The sequence below is a fragment of the Chryseobacterium sp. CG10_8 genome, from assembly GCF_058117085.1.
Window position 1 is genome coordinate 1 of record NZ_JBYVEB010000046.1, and the last position, 24579, is coordinate 24579.

The following is a 24579-nucleotide window of genomic DNA, read 5'->3' on the forward strand; positions in this document are numbered from 1 at the left end:
TAAATTTTTCAAAAAAATAAATAAATAAAACGTTGGATTTTTCCAGCGTTTTTGTTTTATCTCATCGAATGTAACATTAGTTACTGCCTAAGAATTATTACCCTGATACTTTTGCATTAAAATAGATGGAGTTTAATTTCCATCCATAATTCAATAAATACAATCTATAATATTTAGAAAATAATTCTTCAATGAAAAAGTATTTTTTACCATTGTTAATTGTTCTGCCGTTTGTGAAAAGCTTTTCGCAGGAAGTCATTCCAATTTCCCATTCGGATCTCGAACAAAAGATTTTAGATAATAATCTGCAAGTGAGAATGGCTCAAAACGAAGCCCAACTTGCAGAAACCGAACTTTTGGGAACTCGTGCCATGTATTTGCCCAATGTTAACGCGTCTTATACGTTTTCCAACACCAATAATCCTTTGTATGCATTCGGTTCCAAACTCAATCAGGAAAGGATTTCAGCAATGGATTTTGATCCTAATTCTCTCAATGACCCAAAAGCGATTTCCAATTTCGCTACCAAATTAGAAGTACAACAACCTATCATCAATATGGATGCGGTTTATCAGAAAAAAGCAGGTCAGGTAAAAGCAGATGTTTTGAAAATTAAAACCGAACGCACCAAGGAATACGTTCAGTTCGAACTCAAAAAAGCATACATGCAATTGCAGTTGGCTTATAGAATGTTAGAAACCATGGAAGATGCCAAAACCACGACGTTTGCCAACAAAAAAGTGGTAGATAATTACTACAAAAACGGAATGGTTCAGAAGACCGAAGTTTTGTATATGGACGTTCGAGTAAAGGAAATCGAATCTCAAATTCAATATGCGAAATCTAATATCAGAAATGCTTCGGATTATTTGTATTTCCTTTTGGACGAAGACTCAACCAATAAAGTTCTCGAACCTACGGAAAAACTGACCTATAATTCTAACATCATCGACCAAGAGGTTTCCCTTAATGTCAATCGAAAGGATTTGCAAGCCTATCAAAAATCTTTGGAAGCCTATGATTGGATGATTAAATCCAGTAAAGCTAAATTTTTGCCCAAGCTTAATGCTTTCGGGAGTTTTGAGATGTACGATAACAAATTCGCTCAATTTGGCGCCAATGGTTATCTCGCAGGTTTGCAATTGTCTTGGAATGTTTTTGACGGTTTAAAATCCAAAAGCGACCAACAAAAATACAAAGCCGAACTCACGAAGGCGCAAACTGAAATTGAGCAATATAACAAACAAAGTCAGTTGGAATTGAACAAAGCTTCCCGTCAAGTTTCAGATGCCGACAACAAAGTAACGCTCACTAAATTGGCATGGGAACAAAGTCAGGAAGCCTATCGAATTCGCAAGAATCGTTATGACCAAGGTTTGGAGAAATCAGCCGATTTATTGACTTCCGAAACTACAATGGCACAAAAGGAATTAGAATATCAGCAAGCCATTTTCGAGTACAATCTCGCTTTGGAATATTATAAATTTTTGCAGAATTAAATGAGGAGCTATTTCCACTTGCAGTTTATACTGAGCGAAGTCGAAGTACTATATCTTTTTGTTCGTCGTTTCCTCCTCACAAAAAGGATGTCGCTGCAATCGGGGCTATTAAAATCCAATTGAAACAACTGTCATTCTGAACGAAACGAAGTGCAGTGAAGAATCTCTCAATAAACTATTTGAACATTAAAAGAATCATTATGAAAAAATATATCATTCACACGTTCCTTTTTGGAACAATCATTCTTACAAGCTGTTCTTCATCCGAAGAAAAATCAGCAACTACCAACCAAAAGCCAATTGTGGTTACCGTGAGCAATACCAAATCCGAATCTGGAGAAATTTCAGGTTCTATGGTAACTTCCAGTGGAAAATTAGTCGCAAAAAATTCCGTGAATGTTTCTACCCGAATCATGGGTTACATCACTTCCATGAATGTAGAAGTTGGGCAAAATGTTAGTGCAGGACAACCTTTGGTGAGCATCAACGCAACAGACATTCAAGCGAAAGGAGGACAAGCTAATGCACAGATTGCACAGGCACAAGCTAATTACAATTCAGCGAAAAAAGATTTTGAACGTTTTCAAAATTTATACAATACAGAAAGTGCTTCTCAAAAAGAATTGGACGACATGAGAACCAGATTTGAGATGGCAGAAGCTGGCCTTCAAGCCGCAAAACAAATGAAGGGCGAGGTTGACGCTCAGTATAAATATACCAATATTACAGCACCTATTTCAGGAACAGTGACTGCAAAATTTGCTCAACAAGGCGATATGGCAAGTCCTGGAATGCCTTTGTTGACGATAGAATCTCCATCAACATTGCAAGCTGAAATTTTACTTTCTGAAAAATATATCACCTCTATCACTCAAGGAATACCAGTTCAGGTGACTTTAAAATCTACCGGAATAGAACTGATTGGACATGTTTCTGAAATTTCAAAATCGTCTTCTAATACGGGCGGACAATATTTGGTTAAAATCAAAATGCCTGCGTCAAAAGACTTATTGCCGGGAATGTTTGTCAACGCTCAGTTTCCATTCAAAGATACAAAAGGGGCTAATCAGGATTTCGGGCAATCTGTTGTCATTCCAAAATCAGCTTTGGTGGAGAACGGGCAATTAACTGGAGTTTATACTGTAAGTGAGCAAAAAACCACAGTTCTCAGATGGATAAAAATTGGAAAAACTTTTGGTGATCAGGTTGAAGTTTTATCCGGCCTCAACGCCAATGAAGCCTATATCGTTTCCGCCAACGGAAAATTGTTTAACGGAGCTAAGGTGTCAATTCAATAATGTATCAATGTAACAGTATAACAATTATTTGAGATGGATCTCATTGCTACATTAGTAAATTGGTAAACTGTTACATTACTTAATTGATACATTTTTAAATTAAAAATATTATGGAAAAAGGATTTGCAGGACGTATCGCCGAATTTTTTATCAATTCAAAACTCACCATTTTGTTGATGATTGCATTGATGATTATAGGGGTTTACAGTTCCACACTCATACCCAGAGAAGAAGAGCCACAGATTATTGTGCCGATGGCGGATGTAATGGTCGGTTATCCCGGTGCATCACCCAAGGAAGTGGAAAGTCGTGTGGTAAAACCATTGGAGAAAATGATTTCCAATATCAAAGGTGTTGAACATATTCATGCGATGGCAATGAATGGACGTGCGATGATAATCGTACAGTTTTATGTGGGCGAAGATGCCGAACGTTCTTATGTGAAGTTGTATGATGAACTGATGAAGCACAAAGATATTTTCCCAAAAGGCATCATGGAACCAATGGTGAAAACCCGTTCTATTGATGATGTTCCGATGTTGGGACTCACGCTTTGGAGTGAAAAATACGATGATTACCAACTGCGTCAAATTGGGGAAGAATTGTCTTCTGAAATCAAAAAAGTAAAAGATGTTTCTTTAACCAAAGTCATTGGTGGAAGAAACCGTCAGTTGAAAGTGATTTTGGATAAAGATAAAATGGCGGAGCTCAATGTTGATGCCCTTTCGGTGATGCAAATGATCCAAGCCAATAACGGAAGTTCTCAATCGGGTAGTTTTGATGCCAATGATGAAGAATATCTCTTAACGACCGGACAATTTTTAAATTCTTCAGAAGACGTTGAAAATTTAGTGATTGGAACTTCACAGAATATGCCCGTTTATTTAAAACAGATTGCAACCGTAGATGATGGTCCGGCTTCGCCTTCGGATTATGTAAGCTTTGGTTATGGAAACGCCGTTGAAAACGGAAAGAAATTTCAATCGGAATATCCTGCGATTACAGTTTCGGTTTCGAAAGTAAAAGGAGCCGATGCGATGAAAATTTCTGAACAAATTTTAGAAAAAGTAGAAGGGTTAAAAAAGAATTTAATTCCCAATGATGTACATGTAGAAGTCACCCGGAACTATGGCGAAACTGCATCTCATAAGGTTTCAGAATTGTTGATGCACTTAGGTGTTGCCATTCTTGCTGTAACCTTGTTGGTGATGTTAGCGATGGGATGGAGAGGTGGATTGGTGGTTTTCCTTTCCGTGCCTTTGACCTTTGCATTGACCTTATTTAGTTATTATATTTTGGGTTACACGCTCAACCGAATTACGCTTTTTGCTTTGGTTTTTGTGGTGGGAATTGTGGTGGACGACAGTATCATTATTGCCGAAAATATGCACCGACATTTTCACATGAAGAAATTGCCTTTCAAACAAGCTGCTATTTTTGCGATTAATGAAGTTGGAAATCCTACCATTTTAGCAACCTTTACGGTGATTGCTGCTATTTTGCCAATGGCTTTTGTGTCCGGAATGATGGGGCCATATATGAGTCCGATGCCTATTGGTGCGTCTATTGCGATGTTGTTGTCGTTGTTCATTGCCTTAACGATTACGCCTTATCTGGGCTACCATTTATTGAAAGTAAAAGACGATCAGGAACACAAAGAAGAGCATGGTTTAGAAACCAATCGTATTTATAAAATTTACAAAAAAATTGAACAACCACTTTTAGACAGTAAGTCGAAAAGATGGACAATGATGGCAGTTACAGTCGTGCTTTTACTGGTTTCTGTTGCGGCATTTTTCACCAAATGGGTTGCGGTAAAAATGTTGCCTTTTGATAATAAAAATGAAGTACAAGTGGTGATTGACATGCCCGAGGGAACGACGTTAGAACGTACGGCTGTCGTTGCTCAGGATATTGCTCAATACATCAAAACGGTTCCAGAAGTGGTGAACTATCAAAGTTATGTCGGGTGTTCTGCTCCGATTACTTTCAATGGTTTGGTGCGACATTATGATATGCGTGGGCAGAGCAATACGGCTGATATTCAGGTAAACTTTTTACACAAGGAAGACCGTGATTTACAAAGTCATGATATTGCGAAAAAAATCAGACCTCAAATTCAAAAAATTGCAACTAAATACGGAGCTAATGTCAAAATTGTTGAAGTTCCACCGGGACCTCCGGTTTTGTCAACCATTGTTGCAGAAGTTTATGGGCCCAATTATGACGAGCAAATTAAAATCGGTCAGAACGTCGAAAATATTTTGAAGAAAACCGATGACGTGGTCGATGTGGATTGGATGGTGGAAGCACCACAAACGGAATTTAAAATTGTTGCTGACAAGGAAAAATCAATGCTCAACGGTGTTGCACCTCAACAAATCGTAGGTAATTTGACGTATTTGATAGGAGAACATTCGATTGGAAATCTGTACGACGAAAAATCGAACGACCCGATTGATATTGTAATGAAGTTGAATGACGCCGACAAAACCAATATTCAGGAAATTACCGATGTGAAAGTGAAAGGTCAAATGGGAATGGTTCCGATTGGAGATTTGACAACTGTGAAGCAAGATACTTTGCAAAAATCCATTTACAGAAAAGACCAAAAACGAGTGGTTTACGTGTTAGCAGATATGGCGGGAGGATTGGAAAGTCCCGCGTATGCAATTTTAGGAATGGAAGAAAAATTGAAAAAAATCCAACTTCCTAATGGTTATTCTTTGAACGAAATCTACATGGGTCAACCTGATTCCGAAGAAGATTATACGGTAAAATGGGATGGTGAATGGCAGATTACGTTAGAGGTTTTTCGTGATTTGGGAGTGGCGTTTGCGGTGGTGATTATTATTATTTACATGTTGATTGTGGGCTGGTTCCAAAACTTCAAAACACCAATTGTGATGATGATTGCGATTCCTTTATCCTTGATTGGAATTGTACTCGGACACTGGTTGTTAGGAGCTTTTTTCACCGCAACATCCTTCATCGGAATGATTGCTTTAGCGGGAGTCATGGTTCGGAATTCGGTTTTACTTATTGACTTTATAGAAATTCGTTTGAATGAAGGCGTTCCAATCAAGCAAGCCATTATTGAAGCAGGTGCCGTACGGACAACGCCCATTCTTTTAACAACCGGAGCAGTTGTAATTGGTGCTGTGATTATTCTTTTTGATCCCATTTTTCAGGGATTAGCCATTTCATTAGTGTTTGGAGCCATTGTTTCCACTTTGTTGACCTTGTTGGTGATTCCTTTGATTTACTACATTACAGAACGAAAAAAATGGGAGGGCAACAAAAATATTGACAATGATATGCTTCCTGATAACGTAGAATATGATGAAGATTATAATCCGAATATTGACTAAAGTATTAATGAAGCCTTCAAGGTTATTTTTATGACCTTGAAGGTTTAAATAAATTATAAAAATGAAACTTTTATTAATAACAGCCATAGAAGAATTTGAAAAAGAAGTGAAACAAATTCTGATTCAGTCGGGGGTAAAATCCTTCTCTTACCAAAAAGTAAATGGTTATAAAAATGAAAATAAAACCCAATTAGAGAATTGGTTTGGTTCCTCTCACACGGAAATCAACTCTTTGCTTTTTACTGTATTTGCAGCAGAAGACACAGTCGAAGCAATTTATGAAAAAGCAAAAATTTTCAATTCAAAACAAGAGTCTTTATCGCATTTGCATATTGCAACTCTTAATCTTGAAAAATCAATTTAAATAAAATGAAAAACAGAATTATACATGCTTTCGCTGGAACAATGATTTTGGTGAGCCTATTATTAGGAATTTATGTCAGCGAAAATTGGTTATGGCTTACCGGATTTGTAGGGGTAAATTTATTGCAAAGCTCCATTACTAATTGGTGTTTGCTAAGCACAATTTTAGACAAATTGGGTGTTAAAGACGAAGGTAATTCCTGCAAATGTTAGAAAACATCCGACAGATTCCACAGATTTTGTGAAATTATATATAACCGCAATTTTTTTTTTGAAAAAAGTTACGATTACAAAGTGATTTTAAAATCTGTGAGAGTCTGTGGGAGTTCCTATTTTGGCATTTCTACCACAAATAGCCCTCGGATTTCGTTTTCCTTGTAACCAGTTGCTTGGTCATTTGGATAAAGCGATTCGATTTTTTTGGCAACTTCAGGCTTTATGTTGGTGCCTTTTACGCCATGACATTGCAAACACATGGAATTGTTCACAATTGGAACGTAGAGATATCCCTCATTTTCAGTGGGTTTAGGATTGGTTCCTTTTTTAATTTCAGTTTTGAAAAGCTCAATATATTTCCGTTCGGTTTCATTCGCTAAATTGTCTGGATTTCGGGGTTTATCCGAAACTCTCTTAATAGACAATTGATATTTGTCAGAAACAGATTTCGTCAAAGGAATAGCCTGAAGATTACAAAATTCCATGGCACTTTCCGCACCCTCTTGTTTCAATTTGGTTTGAAGATTTTTGCCTAAAAGTTCCTTGGTTTCCATCGCATATTTCAAGGCTTGTTCTTTTGGAGATTTAGTTTGTTGAACAAATTCTTTTCCTTCCTGAACAAATTCTTTCCCAAATTTTGCTTTGTAATGTTCCTGAAACCAATCGGGTTCTTCAATTTTATAATCGTAGATATACTCAGCGATTTGAGTAAGCTCATCAGTCGGAATCGGCTGTTGAGGCATTAATCCGAATCTTCTGACCGCACCTGGTAATTTTGCATTTTCTTCAGAAGGATTTCTTGTATAAGTGACCAAATCTTTTACGAATTCTTCGCGAGACATTCCTTCCTGCAAATAATGAGCTTTGATGGCTATCATTGGAGGGGCGGTTCGCTCATTTTCGGATGCAGTCGGCGAATGGCAGATATAGCACAAGACTTCGGCATACTGCAGACCATCGGGCTTTTCCGAGGCTTTTGCAGTGGAGATTTCTTCTTTAATTTCAGATTTGGGTTCGGATTTTTGACATTGCTGAAAGATCACCAAACTTCCAAGCAAAAACAACGGAAAACTTCTTTTACAAAACATATCGAAATATTATTAACAAATTAAAAATAGATTACACCAACTCTAAATAATTAACGCTGAACATTTCATCTCTTTAAGGTAGGAACGAATATCCATTTTTCAATTTCCAAAGGAAATATTTTTCAAGAATCACTTTGGTAAAATCATAAATCACATTTGGCATCATGATCGCGAAAACTCTTGGCTTGAAGAGCGTATTACTCAATATAATCACTTCTTTTTTGCCTGCGTCCATAATACAGAGACCTGTAATTTTGCCCCATTCTTTTTCTATAAAATCCGTTTTGCCTTGGATGGTTTTTACAATATTTTTAGCCACAATTTTTCCGGTGACATCACTTGGATAACCCGTTTTTGGAACACTGAAAGGAACATCACCTTGTTCGAAAGGAGGTTTGACATCCACCGCCAAGCCAGCTGCCCAAATATTTTGTATTTTATGGTGTCTATAATTAGGAAGAACTGGGATAAAACCATTAGGAGGAGTCTCCAATTCTGGCGAATTTTTAATAAAATCTACCCCAATAAAAGGTGGCATCAACATCGTGAATTGAGACTTGATTTCTTCACTAGTCGATAAGATAACACTATCTTTTGTAACCTCTTTAACGCCTACATTCGTGCGGAATTTGATATCAAACATTTCCATGAATTTCTTCAACATGGCTTCACCTAAAGGCATTCCGTCAATTCCAAAATGTCCGAGATAAGGCTCCGGTGTTATCCAATAAAGATTGACTCTTTTTCGAATATTTTGCTCACGCAGCCACTTTTCTACATTAAAGAGAAATTCATATGCAGCGCCCATACAACCTGCGTTCTGAGTCGCACCAATCACAATATCACCTGGATTTTTTTTGAAAGCTTCCAGTTTTTCTCTTGTTTCCATTGCTTTGGGTGGCGTTCCGATGTAATAGGAATTTTCTTTAACTCCTGGTGCAATGTCAAAATTGACTTTGGGACCAGTTGCAATTATCAAATGATCGTAATCGTAAGTCCCATTTTCGCCGTAAACTTTATTTTGAGTTGAATCTATTCTTAAAGCGGTATCCTTAACGAATTTCACTCCTTTTTTTTCTAAAATAGGACGTCTCGGAATCATAATATCTTTGACTTCTCTTCTTTTAATCGGAACCCAAATAAGGGAAGGGATGTATATAAAATCATCATTTCGGTCAACCAAAGTAACTTCAACTTGGTCTTTCAGTTTTCTTTTGATTTCCATTGCAGCGGTTGAGCCTGCAAAATTTCCACCTATAACTAAGATTTTCATAACTTTAAATTTACTTCATCAAAGTTCCATCTAAGTCTAATCAATTGCAGTAACATTTGTTACAGTAAAGCCTTCGTTTCGTTGGAATTACGCAGAAAAAAGGATGATAAATATCACTTTTATGAGTTTCTGTTTAGTAGATTAATAACTCTCAAGTAAATACATTTAAAAATATGACTAGATCTTAGTTTCATACTGAGATTTAGAAGTATTTAGTTAAATTAGATGAAATTTTAATGGATGCCGAATTTTTTACGACCAACGCTCGAAAGCGATAAAATTAAGTTGATACCACTCCAAGAATCTGACTTTGACAGACTTTATGATATTGCTTCTGACCCTTTAATTTGGGAGCAACATCCTAATAAAGATCGATGGAAAAAGGAAGAGTTTCAAAAGTTTTTTGATGATGCCATCAATTCCAAGGGAGCATTTTTGATTTTAGATGACTTATCCGATGATGTTATTGGGAGTACAAGGTTTTATGATTATTCGGTTGATGATAATTCAATTTATATAGGATATACCTTCTATGGCAGGGAATATTGGGGGACTGGAGCGAATCGAATAATTAAAGAATTAATGCTAGATTATATTTTTCAATATGTAGAAACGGTGAAGTTTCAAGCAGGACCACAAAATTTTCGTTCGAGGAAGGCGATGGAGAAGATGGGATTTCAATTTAACGGGGAATTTAATCCAAATGGAAAGACCTATGTCGAATACCAAATTCAAAAACCGAATTGGAGATTGTGAATTGTACTTTTGGTAAATTTTACCAATCATTGTGATTTTATTATAAATCTGATTAACAGTGATTTTGCCTACAAAAGAAACTCATTGTGTTTTAGATTAAAAATGCCTATTTTTGCGCCCACAAAAAAAACGAGATGAATTTTTTGGACGAGCTTTTACGAGAACCATTTTTTCCGTACCTTTTTGCAATATTGTTGGTAGCACCAATCGTAATGTTAATGAGGCGTTTTTTGGTGGAATATGTTAATTTGAAGCATCAAGAACTCAAATTACTAACCGTAAAAGGAAATTCGGAAAATAAGAGCCAAGCTTACGAACGGATGATGTTGTACTTGGACAGAATAAAGCCAGCCAATTTGGTGACCAAGTTTGATAAGAAGTTGGCGCCGCACGAATTTCTTTTTTTATCAGAAAAGTCCATTAACGAGGAGTTTGAATATAACAAGTCACAGCAAGTATATATCACCAAGATAACTTGGCAAAACATTGTTGATTCTAAGAATATGGTCATTAAGATATTACGAGATACTTATGAGAATACTCCGGAAAACAATAGTCTGGAAGATTTCAAAACTGTCTTTCTAATGAATTACCTTAAAGAAGAACAGGATTATGTTTCCGAGACAATGGAGCAACTTAGGAAAGAAATGTTGATGATGACTTAGTGCTGCTTGATTCAAAAAAACGACACAATTTTAAATTTTATTAATCAAAAATAAATTATCAAAATAGAATGATACCAAATTTTAAAGCTCATCCATGGCATGGAATTTCAGCTGGTGAAAACTCTCCTGAATTAGTAAATGTTTTCGTAGAGATTGTACCTTCTGATACAATCAAATATGAAGTTGATAAACAAACAGGATACCTTAAAGTGGACCGTCCACAACAGTTTTCTAACATTATTCCTGCTTTATATGGATTTATTCCAAGAACATACTGTCATGACGAAGTAAAGAAATTGGCTATTGAAAGTGGTTCTTCTGATGTAGAAATGGGAGACCATGACCCTTTGGATATTTGTGTATTAAGTTCTCACAATATTCATGCAGGTGGACTTTTGATGGAGGCTATTCCAATCGGAGGTTTCAAGATGATTGACAAAGGAGAAGCTGATGACAAAATCGTTGCAGTAATGGTGGGAGACCATGCTTTTGGTCACTTCAGAGACATTTCTGAATTACCTGAAGCTGAAGTAAAAAGATTGATGCATTATTTCCTAACTTATAAAAATCTTCCGGATGAGCCTGCAAAATGTCGTATTGACCTAGTGTATGGTGCAGAACATGCAAAGCAGGTAATTACTGCTTCTAAAAAGGACTATGCAGGAAAATTTGGGGGTTAATCCTTGATGCATACTAAAAAAGCCGAGAAATTATTAGATAGTTTCTCGGTTTTTTTTATCTTTAGCAACGACATTTTTTTAAATTATTACATTAAAATATCAAACTATGAATTTATTATTTTACTTAGTGCCTGTCTTTGGTGTCATCGCGTTGCTCTACACGTTTATTGAAAGCAATTGGGTGAAAAAGCAAAGTGATGGGAATGACAAGATGAAGTCCATTGCTGGACATGTTGCGGACGGAGCCATGGCTTTTCTTCATGCCGAATACAAAATCCTAGCCTACTTTGTTGTTGTTGTAGCTCTACTTTTAGGGATCATGGGATATTCCAATGCCAATTCTCATTGGAGTATTGGGGTTGCCTTTATCGTAGGAGCTATTTTTAGTGCAACAGCTGGGTACATTGGGATGAAAATCGCAACCAAAGCTAACGTAAGAACCGCAGAAGCAGCCAAAACCTCACTTTCAAAAGCATTGAAGGTTTCTTTTACCGGTGGATCGGTAATGGGAATGGGGGTTGCAGGATTAGCTGTTCTTGGTTTAGGTGCACTTTTCATTATAATTAAACAAATATTTGCGCCAGAATCGGGTGTTGATACTCACGAAATGGAAAGAACCATCGAGATTTTGACTGGTTTTTCCCTTGGTGCTGAATCTATTGCCTTATTTGCGAGAGTAGGAGGAGGAATCTATACCAAAGCCGCAGATGTTGGAGCTGACTTAGTTGGTAAGGTAGAAGCGGGTATTCCTGAAGATGATCCAAGAAATCCAGCTACAATTGCAGATAATGTAGGAGATAACGTAGGAGATGTTGCGGGAATGGGAGCGGATTTATTTGGTTCTTATGTGGCAACGGTTTTGGCAACGATGGTGTTAGGAAGAGAAACTTTTTCTCAAGATAATTTTGGTGGATTTGCACCAATTTTATTACCGATGCTAATTGCAGGAGTTGGAATTATCTTCTCTATCATAGGAACTTTCTTCGTGAAAATTAATGATAAAGGAAATGCTGGAGTTGCTGCAGTTCAAAATGCATTGAACCTTGGAAACTGGGGAAGTATAGTTCTTACTGCGGTTTCTTCGTATTTTTTAGTGAATTATTTACTACCTGATAGCATGACTTTGAGAGGTCATGAATTCACCAAAATGGGAGTTTTTGGAGCTATTATAGTTGGTTTAGTTGTAGGTACTTTGATGTCAATCATTACCGAATACTATACCGCAATGGGCAAAAGACCAGTTAACAGTATTGTAAAACAATCTTCGACGGGTCATGCGACTAACATTATTGGAGGACTTTCTGTCGGTATGGAATCTACCTTATTGCCAATTCTTGTTTTGGCGGCGGGAATTTATGGCTCCTATCTTTGTGCTGGACTTTATGGAGTTGCGATTGCTGCAGCGGGAATGATGGCAACGACTGCAATGCAGTTGGCTATTGATGCATTCGGACCGATTGCTGATAATGCGGGTGGAATTGCCGAAATGAGTGAATTACCGAAAGAAGTTAGAGAGAGAACTGATATTTTGGACGCAGTTGGAAACACTACTGCTGCAACAGGTAAAGGTTTTGCGATTGCTTCTGCGGCTTTAACAGCATTAGCTTTATTTGCTGCATTTGTTGGGATTGCAGGTATTGATGGTATCGATATCTATCGTGCGGATGTTTTATCAGGATTATTTGTTGGAGCAATGATTCCATTTATCTTTTCATCATTAGCGATTACTGCGGTTGGAAAAGCTGCGATGGCAATGGTTGAAGAAGTAAGAAGACAGTTCCGTGAAATTCCTGGAATTCTTGAAGGAAAAGCAGAACCAGAATACGAAAAATGTGTGGCAATTTCTACGGATGCGTCTATCAAAAAAATGTTACTTCCTGGTGCAATTGCTATTATTTCACCGCTTTTGGTTGGATTTGTTTTCGGACCAGAAGTATTAGGAGGATTCCTTGCAGGCGCTACCGTTTCGGGAGTATTGATGGGAATGTTCCAAAATAATGCAGGTGGAGCTTGGGATAACGCTAAAAAGTCTTTTGAAAAAGGAGTGGATATCAATGGAGAAACTTTCTACAAAGGTTCTGAACCACACAAAGCTTCCGTAACTGGTGATACTGTTGGAGATCCATTTAAAGATACTTCTGGACCTTCTATGAATATTTTAATTAAATTAATGTCCATCGTTTCTTTGGTTATTGCTCCGAGTTTAGCCGTTATTCACGCTGATAAAATTGAGCAGAATAGAAAAGATAAAATGGAAACTTTGCATGCTGCAATGATGGGCGGAACTTCTGCTCATGGAAGCATGGGTTGTGGAAACGAGAGTGGAACCATGAAGATGTGCGAAAAAGAAGGCAAACAATGTGATGCTGCTTGTATGAAAAAATGTGAAGCAGAAGGAAAAGATTGCAAAAAAGAATGCGAGTCAAAAGGGAAGGAGTGCAAAAAGTCGTGTGACAAAGAAGATAAAGCAGCTTGCAAAGAGCATCATGAATAAAATCAGTATTTAAATTCTATAAATTTAAAATCAACCCTTTCGGACTTTTCTCTGAAAGGGTTTTTTAGTGAATTGAATTCAGTTTTTTAGAGCTTATTCCAAGTCTAATTGGGAGTAAAATGCTATATAGTTAAATCTTAATAATTTGTCATGATATACTTGTTTGTCATTCTGAGCACAGACTGAAGGTCTGCGAACGAAGTTCTGAAGTGGAGTCGAAGAATCTATATAGATGCTTCCTTCGTCAGCATGACATTTTAAATAGATTTGACTATAGGTATTTTTTCAAATTTTCGACGGCGCTGATTATAGTTTCGTCTTTCTTCGCAAAACTAAATCGGAGATAACCTGTATTGCGTTCGTCTCTGTAAAAAGCAGAATAAGGGATGGTTGCGACTTTGCATTTCTTAATGAGATATTCCGCAAACTCTTGGTCGCTCATTTGACTATTAATCGATTTGAAACCGAATGTCTGAGCATAGCCGCCACCTGCTTTCATGACCACTTCAAAAGGCAAATCTAACATGAGATTAAGAAGTAAGTCTCGTTTTTTCTGAAAGAATTGTCGATTTTCTATTGGATCAAAAACATCTAAGAATCTTGCAATCGCATACTGACTTCTGTAATTAATCGTGAAACAAAGATATTGATGAACGTCCCTCAAAGCTTTGGTAAATTCTTCTGGCGCAATAACGTAGCTTGCCTTCCAACCAGAGATATGAAACATCTTTTCGAACGAGAAAAAGCAGAAGCATCGCTGACTTATTTCAGGGTGATGCAAAGCACTATAGAATTCAACGCCATCGTATATCACCATATCATAAACTTCATCAGAAATAACGACCATATCAGTGTCTTTGATGAGTTCCCAAAGGATATTCCAGTTCTCTTTTTGCCAAACTTTTCCTGTCGGATTTCCAGGCGAGTTAATAATGATTGCTTTGGTTTTCGGTGTAATAGCCTCTTTAATCTCTTGCCAATTAATCTCGAATTTTTCGTCAAGACTTACGATTTTTGGTGTCGCTTTTAGGATTTCAATTGCTGGAACATAAGTGTCATAGCACGGTTCAATAATAATGACTTCGTCACCCTGTTCTATAAAGGATGCCAGAGCAATATGCAGTGCGTAAGTCGCTCCCGGAACAATAGTCATTTCATTTTCTGTGACTTTTATCGGATTTATCCTTCGTGAATTAAATTCAATTAGTTTTTCAGTAAGAAGAGGCAAAGAAAATTCCGATGCATAAGGATTGGTGTCATATTCCAAAGCCTCGTGTGCAAAAGCTTTCAAACGTGGGTCGATATCATAATCTGGAGAACTTTGGGAAAGGTTTACGGCATGATACTTTTCCGCCAATTGTGCAATTTGCGTAAAAATGTTGATGTCCTTGCCGGAATGTACCTTTTTAAAAGAAATCATCCAGATTATTTTATGTTTTTAGTATCCGTTAAAAGCTTAACTATTTGAAATTCTCAAAAAATGGCTTTTAAGCTTGTTTTTTCGTTTGCAATTTGATACTAAATTTATAAAATAATCATTTAAGTTTTCGTAATTATTATGAATTCAATAATGATTTATTGCAAGTAATTGATAATTAGAGCAGTAATTTTAGATTTTCAAATCCTTTGTATAAGGTTTCTTCTTTTTTTGCAAAACAAAATCTTACTAACCCTGTGTTTTGATGGTTGTTAAAGAACGCAGAAACCGGAATAACTGCCACTTTTAACTGAGTGGTTAACCAGACGGCAAACTCTTTATCAGACAGATTAGGTTGTATTTCTTTAAAGTTTGCCAGTTGAAAATATCCACCTTCTGCTTTTTTCTCGAATTTGAATGGCGTTTTCGAAAGCAAATCGCAGAAGAGATTTCTCTTGGATTCCATTACTTTTCGATTTTCTTCCACATCAAAAACCTGAATAAAATTTGCTAAAGCTTCTTGTCCCGGAGCATTAACGGAAAAAGTCAAATATTGATGAATCCTGCGAAAAGCGGTACTTAGTTCTTCATTGGCGAGGATATACCCAATCTTCCAACCTGTAATGTGAAACATTTTCCCAAATGAAAAAACGCTTAAACATCTTTCTTTAAGGAAAGGATGTTGAAATGCACTGTAAAATTCGTGCTGATCGTAGATGAGAAGGTCATAGACTTCATCAGAAATTATGAAAATTTCTTCATCTTTTATAATTTCCCAAAGTTGATCATAATCTTCCTTTTTCCAAATTTTTCCACTTGGATTATGAGGAGAGTTAATGATAATGGCTTTAGTTTTTTCTGTAATAGAAGCTTTCAAGGCCTCCCAATCTACCTCAAAATTTTCAGTAAGACCTACAAAAACGGGCATTCCACCATTGGTTTCGATGGAAGGAACATAACTGTCGTAGCACGGTTCAAGCACAATAACTTCATCTTTGGGTTGAAGGATAGTTGCCAAAGCACAGTAGATTCCGTAGGTTGCACCTGGAATAACAGTAAGTTCTGGTTTTGAAATTTGGATTGGATTTTTTCTTTTTTGGTTAAATTCAATCAGATTTTCAACAAGATGCAGATTACCACCCAAAGGAGCATATTGATTATAGTTGGAGTGGGTTGAATCCGAAAGCATTTTCTTCAAACGTTCATCGATTTCATAATCAGGAAAACCTTGCGAAAGATTGACGGCTCCGTATTGTTGCGCCAATGCTGACATTTCCGAAAAAATAGTGACATCGCTACCTGAATGTTTTCTGCATAATTTCATTTCGTAAATTTATGGGATTACGGACTTTCTATCAATAATTTTAATACTTTTATCGCAAATATAATGGAGATGAAGTCACTTTTTTTTAACGCTATTTTTCTGACATTATTGAGTTCGTGCGGAACAACTTCCGTGGAATATGATGGAAAATTGTTTCAAAAAGGTTATCAATCGATTACGAACGAAGATCTCAAAAAGCGTCTTTACATTATTGCATCTGACGAAATGTTGGGTAGAGAAACAGGATCGATTGGGCATCTAAAAGCAGGGAATTACATCGTTGCGGAATATGAAAAAATGGGAATTGATCATCCTGAAGCAATGCCTGATTACTACCAATTGGTTCCTTCTTCATTTCTTAAAACATGGAACGGTAATTTACCTGACTCTCGAAATATCTTGGCTTTTATCGAAGGTTCTGATAAAAAGGAAGAGATTATTGTGATTTCTGCTCATTACGATCATGTTGGAATTAAATCTCAAAAGATTTATAATGGTGCGGATGATAATGGGAGTGGGACTGTAGCTCTTTTGGAAATAGCACAAGCTTTTCAACTTGCTAAAAAATCTGGGAATAGTCCCAAAAGATCGATTTTATTTCTTCACTTGACAGGAGAGGAGCATGGTCTTTTAGGCTCTCAATATTATGTTGACCACCCAATTTTCCCACTGAAAAATACGGTTGCTAATCTCAATTTGGACATGGTTGGCCGCGCTGATGAAGATAATGTCGGGAAGCAATATGTTTATGTGATCGGCTCTGGAAAATTATCCTCTGATCTAAAGAAGATAAGCGAAACAGCTAATGAATCAACTACTGATATAGATCTTAACTACGATTACGATGAGCCAGACGATCCAGATAGACTTTATTATAGGTCGGATCATTACAGTTTTGCAAAAAAAGGAATTCCAGCGATTTTTTATTTTGACGGGATACATGCTGATTATCATAAGGCAACCGATGATCCCGAAAAAATCGACTACGAGTTACTGAAAAAAAGAACCCAATTGGTCTTTGCAACTGCGTGGGAATTAGCTAATCGAGAAAGCAGAATTGTTGTCGACGGAAGCAGTGATAAATAATTGATTCAGTTTGTTTTAAATAAAAAACCCTTTCAGGGTTCGAAACTCTGACAGGGTTCTTTTTGTAGCTCCACCAAGAATCGAACTTGGATCTAAAGTTTAGGAAACTTCTATTCTATCCGTTGAACTATGGAGCCTTTTTTGGAAGTCCAAATTTACAAATTACCAATCTAAAAATAGATTGAAAATTATGATTTTTGAAATGTTTTTACAGTTTCAAAGGCTTTTTCTACTTCCATCATCTTTCCCTATCTTTGCGTCATGATTCGTATTACCAAAATATTCACGTTCGAAACGGCGCATGTTCTTTACAATTATGATGGGAAATGCAAAAACGTGCATGGACATTCCTATAAACTTTTTGTTACCGTTAAAGGAAATCCGATTGAGGATCTCGATAATGTTAAAAACGGAATGGTAATGGATTTTGGCGATCTAAAAACGATTGTTAACCAAGAGATTATCGATCTTTGGGATCATGCGGTTTTGGTGAATGGAAGTTCTCCTGATAGAAATTTAGGCGAAGACTTGGCTCAGAAAGGACATAAGGTCATTTTCTGTGATTATCAGCCGACGTGTGAAATGATGTTGTACGATATTGCCAATAAAATTAAAAATCAATTGCCAGAACATATTCAATTAGCTTATTTGAAACTTCACGAAACCGAAAACTCATACGGAGAATGGTTTGCAGAGGATAATTAGAAAATTTGAGATTGTGCTAATTTGATAAATTTAAGAATATTTTTTTGAGACTTGTTTCCTCGCAACCCGAATCTCGTTACCCGAAACTCAAAAATGAAGAAAATCCAATTACAGCCTAATAAGAAAATATATTTCGCATCCGATCAGCATTTTGGTGCGCCAACTCCTGAACTAAGCAAACCAAGAGAAGCAAGGTTTATTGCTTGGTTAGATGAGATTAAAAAAGATGCGCAAGTGCTTTTTTTAATGGGTGATTTATTTGATTTTTGGCATGAATGGAAGCATGTGGTTCCAAGAGGATATGTTAGAATTTTAGGTAAAATAGCTGAGTTAAAAGACAGTGGAATTGAAGTCTATTTCTTTGTTGGGAATCACGATTTGTGGATGAAGTCTTATTTTGAAGAAGAATTAGGTGTTCCCGTGTTTTTTGAAAAGCAGTTTTTTGAATTTTCTGGCAAGAAGTTTCTTTTGGCGCATGGTGATGGTCTTGGTCCTGGTGATAAAGGCTATAAGCGAATGAAGAAATTGTTCACTAATCCAGTTGCACAATGGTTTTTCAGATGGCTTCATCCGGACATTGCTATGAAAATGGCGATTTATTTTTCGACCAAAAACAAAATGATTTCTGGAGAGGAGGATAAAGAGTTTTTAGGCGAGGACAAGGAGTTTTTGATTATCTATTCAAAAGAAAAGCTTAAAACCGATAAAATAGACTATTTCGTCTATGGACACCGTCATTTGCCTATGGTTCTTGATTTGGATGTCAATGGCAATCATTCCAAATATGTGAATTTAGGGGATTGGATTTCTTACTTCACTTATGGCGTTTATGATGGAGATAGTTTTGAATTAAAAGAATTGAATTAACCACGGAGACATTGTGGACACAGAGAATTAATTGTGAATTAAAGAAACTCAGTGAACTCCGTTTCTCTGTGGTTAAAAAGTAAAAATGCACGAGAACGAAATTTCAAAGATTGTTTTTGATTCTGGTCTTAAAATTCATAAAAATTTAGGACCAGGTTTGTTGGAATCTGCATACGAAGAATGTTTGTTTTATGAGATTTCAAAGTCAGGATTAGCTGTCGAAAGGCAGAAATCAATGCCTTTGATTTATGATGAAGTGAAATTGGACGTTGGATATCGTTTGGATTTATTAATTGAGGGAAAGGTGATTGTTGAAGTAAAGTCATGTTATGAGCTTAATGATGTTCATCTTGCACAAATCATAACCTATTTGAAATTGAGCAAATGCAAATTAGGATTACTTATTAATTTTAATGAAAGTCTATTCAAGAACGGTTACCGAAGAGTTTTAAATGGGAATATTTCATTGTAAATTTAGTGATAGAAGTAATATTAAATCAATCAAAAAAAGAGTATAGAGTAATTGAAATTGATTCTAATATCTCTGTGAACTCCGTTTCTCTGTGGTAAAAGAAATTATGGTCAATAATATTTTTGAAATAAAAAATGAAGAAGAATTCCAGTCTGCGTGTCTGGAAATTTTTCGTTATCAGTATGATAACATAGAGGTTTATCGAAAATTCGTTGATTATCTAAATGTCAATCCTGACCAAGTTAATACCATAAAAGGAATTCCATTTTTGCCGATTGAGATGTTCAAAAAGCATCTGATTTTGGATAACAATTTCTCTACCGAAAGTTATTTCCAAAGTTCAGGAACAGCAAATATTCAGACGCGCTCAAGGCATTTTATAGCAGATTTTGGGCTGTATGAAGAAAGTATTTATAAAAGCTTCGAGCAGTTTATTGGAAAACCTGAAGATTTTATTTTTTTAGGATTGTTGCCTAATTACTCCGAAAATCCACATTCGTCTCTAATTTATATGGTGGATTTTTTGATGAAGAAATCAGAAAAATCAGAGAATGGATATTTCCTTTACAATCACGCAGAATTATTTGATTTATTAAAGGAATTAAAGGATAAAAAAGTTCTGCTTTTTGGCGTTTCGTTCGCGCTTTTAGACTTTTTGGATTATTTAGAATCTACGAATCAACAAATCAAAAAATCCTCCAACCTTACGATTATTGAAACGGGCGGAATGAAAGGTCGCAAGGAGGAAATGACAAAAGACGAACTCTTGAGCATTCTGCAAAAAGGTTTCGGAACCGAGCGCATTTTTTCAGAATATTCTATGACGGAATTGCTGTCTCAAGCTTATTCTTTAGGAAATAATATTTATGAAACACCCAACTGGATGAGGATTCTTATTCGAAATACCGAAGACCCGTTGTCTTACATGGAGCACGGTAGGACGGGTGCAATTAACATCATAGATTTAGCGAATCTACATTCTTGTAGTTTTATTGCGACTCAGGATTTGGGGCGCTTCGACTCCGCTCAGCGTGACAGTAGCTCCCAATTATTAAGCCCAAGATTCCAAGTTTTAGGACGGATTGATAATTCTGATGTTCGTGGTTGTAGTCTTTTAGTTTCGTAAATTTGAAATTAAATAATTTATTATAAGTTGTTTAATTGTAATTAAATAGATTGTTTTATTTGAAGTAAATTTGAATTTTAAAATGAGCAAATATATTATCCAAAATAATCCCTTTATAGTCCCAACGACGGACGGTAAATTAATCGAAGAGCATTGGGGAAATACAACTGGCAATTCAGAGATTTCAATTGCAAGAATGGTAGCACCTCCAGGTTGGAGCGAGCGTTATCAAACTCCAGAATTTGATGAATTCACCTTGGTTTTTAGAGGAAAAAAGCAAATTGAAATTGATGGGGAAATTATTATTTTAGAAGCAGGAAAAAGCATCAAAATAGAAAAAGGAGCGAGGGTAAGATATAGCAACCCTTTCGATGAAGAATGCGAATATGTTGCGATTTGTATGCCTGCGTTTTCTATGGATTTGGTGAATCGGGAAGAAGAATAACCTTTTCTGCATATTTTATATCATCTGTTTTTTATCGCTGCTAAAGCTTTGATAGGATTTTGTGTGACTTCACGAGTCTATCAATGCGAATAATTACTCCATCATCATCCATCATCCCTTCGCTTAACTCTATTGGTCTGAAAATTATGATAATTATCAATACTGTTATATATCATTTTTCTTTTTTTTACCACAAGTCTTAATCAGCGTAAATTCGTAACCGTTGAAATTGAAATTAATAAAAAATAACAATAATGGCTACGAAAGTAAAAGAAGAAAAGTATGTCTATTCCTTTGGAAACGGAAAAGCAGATGGTAACGAATCTATGAAAAACCTTTTAGGTGGTAAAGGTGCAAACCTTGCAGAAATGGCAGGTCACAAAGATCTGAAATTACCTGTTCCTCCAGGATTTACTATTACAACAGAAGTTTGTACATACTTTTATAATCACAAAAAAACTTATCCTAAAACTTTAGAAACTCAAATTAAAAATGCACTTGCTTTGGTTGAAAAAGGCATGGGCAAAAAATTTGGAGATGTTAAAGATCCACTTTTACTTTCTGTACGTTCAGGTGCAAGAAGATCAATGCCAGGAATGATGGATACAGTTCTTAACATTGGTCTTAATGACGAAACGGTTAAAGGTCTTATTGAAGTATCAGGTGATGCAAGATTCGCTTATGATGCTTACAGAAGATTAGTAATGATGTATGCAGATGTTGTTATCGAAAAAGCAGGTGGATTGGAGCCAGCAAAAGGAAAAGGAATCCGTAAAATTATGGACGAGCGTTTGGAAGAAATGAAAAAATCCAAAGGCGTTGAATTAGATACTGACCTTTCTGCAGATGATTTGAAGAAGTTGGTTAAAGAATTTAAAGCTTTAACAAAAAAATATCTTAAAGTTGAATTCCCTGAAAAACCTTGGGATCAATTAATGGGTGGTGTTGGAGCTGTATTTGGATCTTGGAACGGAAAACGTGCTATCGAATACAGAAGAATCGAAAGAATTCCAGATGAGTGGGGAACTGCTGTTAACGTACAAGCAATGGTTTTCGGTAATATGGGTGAAGATTCTTGTACAGGTGTTGCTTTCACAAGAAACCCAGGAAATGGTGATAATCATTTCTACGGAGAATATTTGGTTAACGCCCAAGGTGAAGACGTTGTAGCGGGTATCAGAACTCCAGCTCCAATTAATGACAATTCTAAAAACCAGCATTCTAAGAACTTAATGACGTTAGAAGAATTCATGCCAAAACAATACAAAGAATTGTTTGAAGTTCAGAAACGTCTCGAGAAGCATTATAAAGATATGCAAGATATCGAGTTTACGATTGAAAAAGGAAAACTCTTTATGTTGCAGTGTAGAGTAGGAAAAAGAAATGGTGTTGCTGCTGTAAAAATGGCTGCAGATATGTTCAAAGAAAAATTGATTGATGCCAATACTGCAATTATGAGAGTGGCTCCTAATCAGTTAATCGAATTATTGTTACCAATGATTTCTCCTGAAGAAGAGAAAAAACACAAAGCTTTGGCAAAAGGTCTTCCTGCAGGTCCAGGTGGAGCAATCGGTCGAGTAGTTTTCTCTTCGGAAGAAGCTGTTGAATGGGGATTAAAAGGTGAAAAAGTAATCTTAGTTAGAGAAGAAACTTCACCGGAAGATGTTGACGGAATGCACAAATCTCAAGCGATTCTTACTACAAAAGGAGGGATGACTTCTCACGCAGCTCTTGTTGCAAGAGGTTGGGGTAAATGTTGTATCGTTGGTTGTAGCGACATAGAAATTTTCGAAAAAGAAAAATATTTCAAAACTAAAACAGGTCAAAAAATCCATGAGGGTGATTGGTTGACATTAAATGGTACAAGCGGTGCTTTCTATGAAGGTGTTCTTGAACTTTCCAACACAGACCTTAACAAAAACCAATCTTACAAAACGTTGATGACTTTGGTTGAAAAAGCTAAAAGATTAGGCGTTAGAACCAATGCTGATACACCAAAAGATGCTAAACAAGCATTGTATTTTGGAGCTGAAGGAATTGGATTATTCAGAACAGAACATATGTTCTACGGAGAAGGAAGTGAAAAACCATTATTCTTACTTCGTAAAATGATCATGAGTGACACCGAAAAAGAACGTAAAGTAGCGTTGAATGAGCTTTTCAAATTTGTTAAAAAAGACATCAAAGCGACTTTAGAAGTAATGGAAGGCTGTCCAGTTACGATTCGTCTTCTTGACCCACCTTTACACGAATTTGTTCCTCATGATAAAGAAAAATTACAAGAATTAGGAAGAGAATTAGGTATCAGAATGAGCGTGTTGAACAGAAGAATTCTTGCTTTACACGAAAACAACCCAATGTTAGGACACAGAGGTGTAAGACTTGGAGTTTCTTATCCTGAAATTACAGAAATGCAGATTCGTGCTATTTTAGAATCCGCTGCTGAACTTGCTAAAGAAGGTAAAAAAGCGATGCCAGAAATCATGATTCCTGTAGTAATGGGAAGATTGGAGTTGAGCAACCAAGAAGAAATTGTGGATAGAGTACACAAAGAAGTTTGCGCAAAAACAGGTGTTAAAAAAGTTAATTTCCTTTATGGAACGATGATTGAGACACCAAGAGCAGCATTGAAGGGAGATTCTCTTGCATTAGTTGCAGATTTCTTCAGCTTTGGTACCAATGACTTGACTCAGATGTCATTCGGGTTCTCAAGAGACGATATCGGAGGATTCTTACCAAAATATCTTGACCTTAAGTTGTTAACAGATGACCCATTTGTAACCATTGACCAATCAGGAGTTGGAGAATTGATTAAAATTGGTGTTGAAAAAGGTAGAAGTGTAAAACCAAAATTAAAAGTCGGAATTTGTGGAGAACATGGAGGAGATCCAGAGTCTGTTAAGTTCTGTCATCACTTGAACATGGATTATGTGAGTTGTTCACCATTCCGTGTGCCAATCGCAAGATTGGCTGCAGCACAAGCTGCGCTTGAAGGTTAGTCTTTCATTTTGTTTTCTATATTGAACGGGTTGCAGATTTCGGTTTGCAGCCCGTTTATTTTTTTTCATGATAAACTTTCCGCTATAATTGCTGAAAATATTGTTAAATCTTAATAATTTGTCATGATATTTTTGTTTGTCATTCTGAGCACAGACTGAAGGTCTGCGAACGAAGTTCTGAAGTGGAGTCGAAGAATCATATAGATGCTTCCTTCGTCAGCATGACATTTTAAATAGATTTGACTATAGAGTACAATAATCATGTATTTGTGGAAAATTTCACGACTGATTTTAAGAGAAATAAAACTTGATGCGCTACAGTTACATGAAAAAAGCTCAACCGAAGTTGAGCTGTAATATTTTATTTTGTCCCAGAAGTCATGAGCTTTGGGATCGCTATGTTAACGCTATAAATATGATAAAAAAATATTCATT

Annotated in this window: 20 protein-coding genes and 1 tRNA gene; 16 read left to right on the plus strand and 5 right to left on the minus strand. The window is 36.3% G+C overall.

What is annotated here, in order from left to right; genetic code table 11:
- The first annotated feature begins 191 nt into the window (after window positions 1-191).
- From AC4AGG_RS08945 to AC4AGG_RS08965, 5 genes are all read left to right on the plus strand, one after another.
- Complete coding sequence (locus AC4AGG_RS08945) at window positions 192-1499, plus strand: TolC family protein (RefSeq protein ID WP_489771653.1); 1308 nt, start codon at window positions 192-194, stop codon at window positions 1497-1499.
- A 200-nt stretch (window positions 1500-1699) separates the two neighbouring features.
- Complete coding sequence (locus AC4AGG_RS08950) at window positions 1700-2797, plus strand: efflux RND transporter periplasmic adaptor subunit (protein ID WP_489771654.1); 1098 nt, start codon at window positions 1700-1702, stop codon at window positions 2795-2797.
- Between the two features lie 110 nt (window positions 2798-2907).
- Window positions 2908-6168: an efflux RND transporter permease subunit gene (locus AC4AGG_RS08955; protein WP_489771655.1), complete on the plus strand. Its 3261-nt coding sequence runs from the start codon at window positions 2908-2910 to the stop codon at window positions 6166-6168.
- 61 nt (window positions 6169-6229) lie between these two features.
- Window positions 6230-6532: a hypothetical protein gene (locus AC4AGG_RS08960; RefSeq protein WP_489771656.1), complete on the plus strand. Its 303-nt coding sequence runs from the start codon at window positions 6230-6232 to the stop codon at window positions 6530-6532.
- Window positions 6533-6537: 5 nt separating this feature from the next.
- A complete protein-coding gene (locus AC4AGG_RS08965) occupies window positions 6538-6744 on the plus strand; it encodes a YgaP family membrane protein (protein WP_489771657.1) in 207 nt (68 codons plus the stop codon).
- A 116-nt stretch (window positions 6745-6860) separates the two neighbouring features.
- Here the strand turns inward: AC4AGG_RS08965 and AC4AGG_RS08970 are convergent, their stop codons facing one another.
- The gene (locus AC4AGG_RS08970; RefSeq protein ID WP_489771658.1) at window positions 6861-7835 is read right to left on the minus strand and encodes a Tll0287-like domain-containing protein; all 975 of its coding nucleotides are present in this window, start codon (window positions 7833-7835) and stop codon (window positions 6861-6863) included.
- Between the two features lie 73 nt (window positions 7836-7908).
- Complete coding sequence (locus tag AC4AGG_RS08975; protein ID WP_489771659.1) at window positions 7909-9108, minus strand: NAD(P)/FAD-dependent oxidoreductase; 1200 nt, start codon at window positions 9106-9108, stop codon at window positions 7909-7911.
- Between the two features lie 240 nt (window positions 9109-9348).
- On the opposite strand from AC4AGG_RS08975, the gene AC4AGG_RS08980 reads away from it, so the two are divergent.
- The 4 genes from AC4AGG_RS08980 to AC4AGG_RS08995 all read left to right on the plus strand — a co-directional run bounded on the left by AC4AGG_RS08980 (window position 9349) and on the right by AC4AGG_RS08995 (window position 13703).
- On the plus strand, window positions 9349-9864 hold the full coding sequence (locus AC4AGG_RS08980; RefSeq protein ID WP_489771660.1) for a GNAT family N-acetyltransferase: 516 nt from the start codon (window positions 9349-9351) through the stop codon (window positions 9862-9864).
- A gap of 134 nt (window positions 9865-9998) precedes the next feature.
- Window positions 9999-10529, plus strand: coding sequence for a DUF7935 family protein (locus AC4AGG_RS08985; RefSeq protein ID WP_489771661.1), 531 nt, complete (start codon window positions 9999-10001; stop codon window positions 10527-10529).
- Window positions 10530-10597: 68 nt separating this feature from the next.
- The gene (locus AC4AGG_RS08990) at window positions 10598-11209 is read left to right on the plus strand and encodes an inorganic pyrophosphatase (protein WP_489771662.1); all 612 of its coding nucleotides are present in this window, start codon (window positions 10598-10600) and stop codon (window positions 11207-11209) included.
- A 106-nt stretch (window positions 11210-11315) separates the two neighbouring features.
- The gene (locus tag AC4AGG_RS08995; RefSeq protein WP_489771663.1) at window positions 11316-13703 is read left to right on the plus strand and encodes a sodium-translocating pyrophosphatase; all 2388 of its coding nucleotides are present in this window, start codon (window positions 11316-11318) and stop codon (window positions 13701-13703) included.
- A gap of 271 nt (window positions 13704-13974) precedes the next feature.
- On the opposite strand, the gene AC4AGG_RS09000 is transcribed toward AC4AGG_RS08995, so the two are convergent.
- Together AC4AGG_RS09000 and AC4AGG_RS09005 are read right to left on the minus strand one after the other, a co-directional pair.
- On the minus strand, window positions 13975-15123 hold the full coding sequence (locus AC4AGG_RS09000; RefSeq protein WP_489771664.1) for an aminotransferase class I/II-fold pyridoxal phosphate-dependent enzyme: 1149 nt from the start codon (window positions 15121-15123) through the stop codon (window positions 13975-13977).
- Between the two features lie 175 nt (window positions 15124-15298).
- Window positions 15299-16444 carry a methionine aminotransferase gene (locus AC4AGG_RS09005; protein WP_489771665.1) on the minus strand — a complete coding sequence of 382 codons (1146 nt, stop codon included), beginning with the start codon at window positions 16442-16444 and terminating at the stop codon, window positions 15299-15301.
- Between the two features lie 69 nt (window positions 16445-16513).
- Here AC4AGG_RS09005 and AC4AGG_RS09010 point away from each other — a divergent pair, with 69 nt between their 5' ends.
- The gene (locus AC4AGG_RS09010) at window positions 16514-17530 is read left to right on the plus strand and encodes a M28 family metallopeptidase (protein ID WP_489771666.1); all 1017 of its coding nucleotides are present in this window, start codon (window positions 16514-16516) and stop codon (window positions 17528-17530) included.
- Between the two features lie 65 nt (window positions 17531-17595).
- On the opposite strand, the gene AC4AGG_RS09015 is transcribed toward AC4AGG_RS09010, so the two are convergent.
- Window positions 17596-17667 (minus strand) — tRNA-Arg (locus tag AC4AGG_RS09015).
- A 124-nt stretch (window positions 17668-17791) separates the two neighbouring features.
- Between AC4AGG_RS09015 and AC4AGG_RS09020 the strand changes: the two genes are divergently transcribed.
- From AC4AGG_RS09020 to ppdK, 6 genes are all read left to right on the plus strand, one after another.
- A complete protein-coding gene (locus AC4AGG_RS09020; RefSeq protein WP_489771667.1) occupies window positions 17792-18235 on the plus strand; it encodes a 6-pyruvoyl trahydropterin synthase family protein in 444 nt (147 codons plus the stop codon).
- A 93-nt stretch (window positions 18236-18328) separates the two neighbouring features.
- Window positions 18329-19102, plus strand: a complete 774-nt coding sequence (locus AC4AGG_RS09025) for a UDP-2,3-diacylglucosamine diphosphatase (RefSeq protein WP_489771668.1) — start codon at window positions 18329-18331, stop codon at window positions 19100-19102.
- Window positions 19103-19187: 85 nt separating this feature from the next.
- Window positions 19188-19574 carry a GxxExxY protein gene (locus AC4AGG_RS09030; RefSeq protein WP_489771669.1) on the plus strand — a complete coding sequence of 129 codons (387 nt, stop codon included), beginning with the start codon at window positions 19188-19190 and terminating at the stop codon, window positions 19572-19574.
- Between the two features lie 106 nt (window positions 19575-19680).
- On the plus strand, window positions 19681-20700 hold the full coding sequence (locus AC4AGG_RS09035; protein ID WP_489771670.1) for a LuxE/PaaK family acyltransferase: 1020 nt from the start codon (window positions 19681-19683) through the stop codon (window positions 20698-20700).
- 82 nt (window positions 20701-20782) lie between these two features.
- Window positions 20783-21145, plus strand: coding sequence for a cupin domain-containing protein (locus AC4AGG_RS09040; RefSeq protein ID WP_489771671.1), 363 nt, complete (start codon window positions 20783-20785; stop codon window positions 21143-21145).
- Window positions 21146-21399: 254 nt separating this feature from the next.
- A complete protein-coding gene (ppdK, locus tag AC4AGG_RS09045; protein ID WP_489771672.1) occupies window positions 21400-24144 on the plus strand; it encodes a pyruvate, phosphate dikinase in 2745 nt (914 codons plus the stop codon).
- Window positions 24145-24579: the final 435 nt, after the last annotated feature.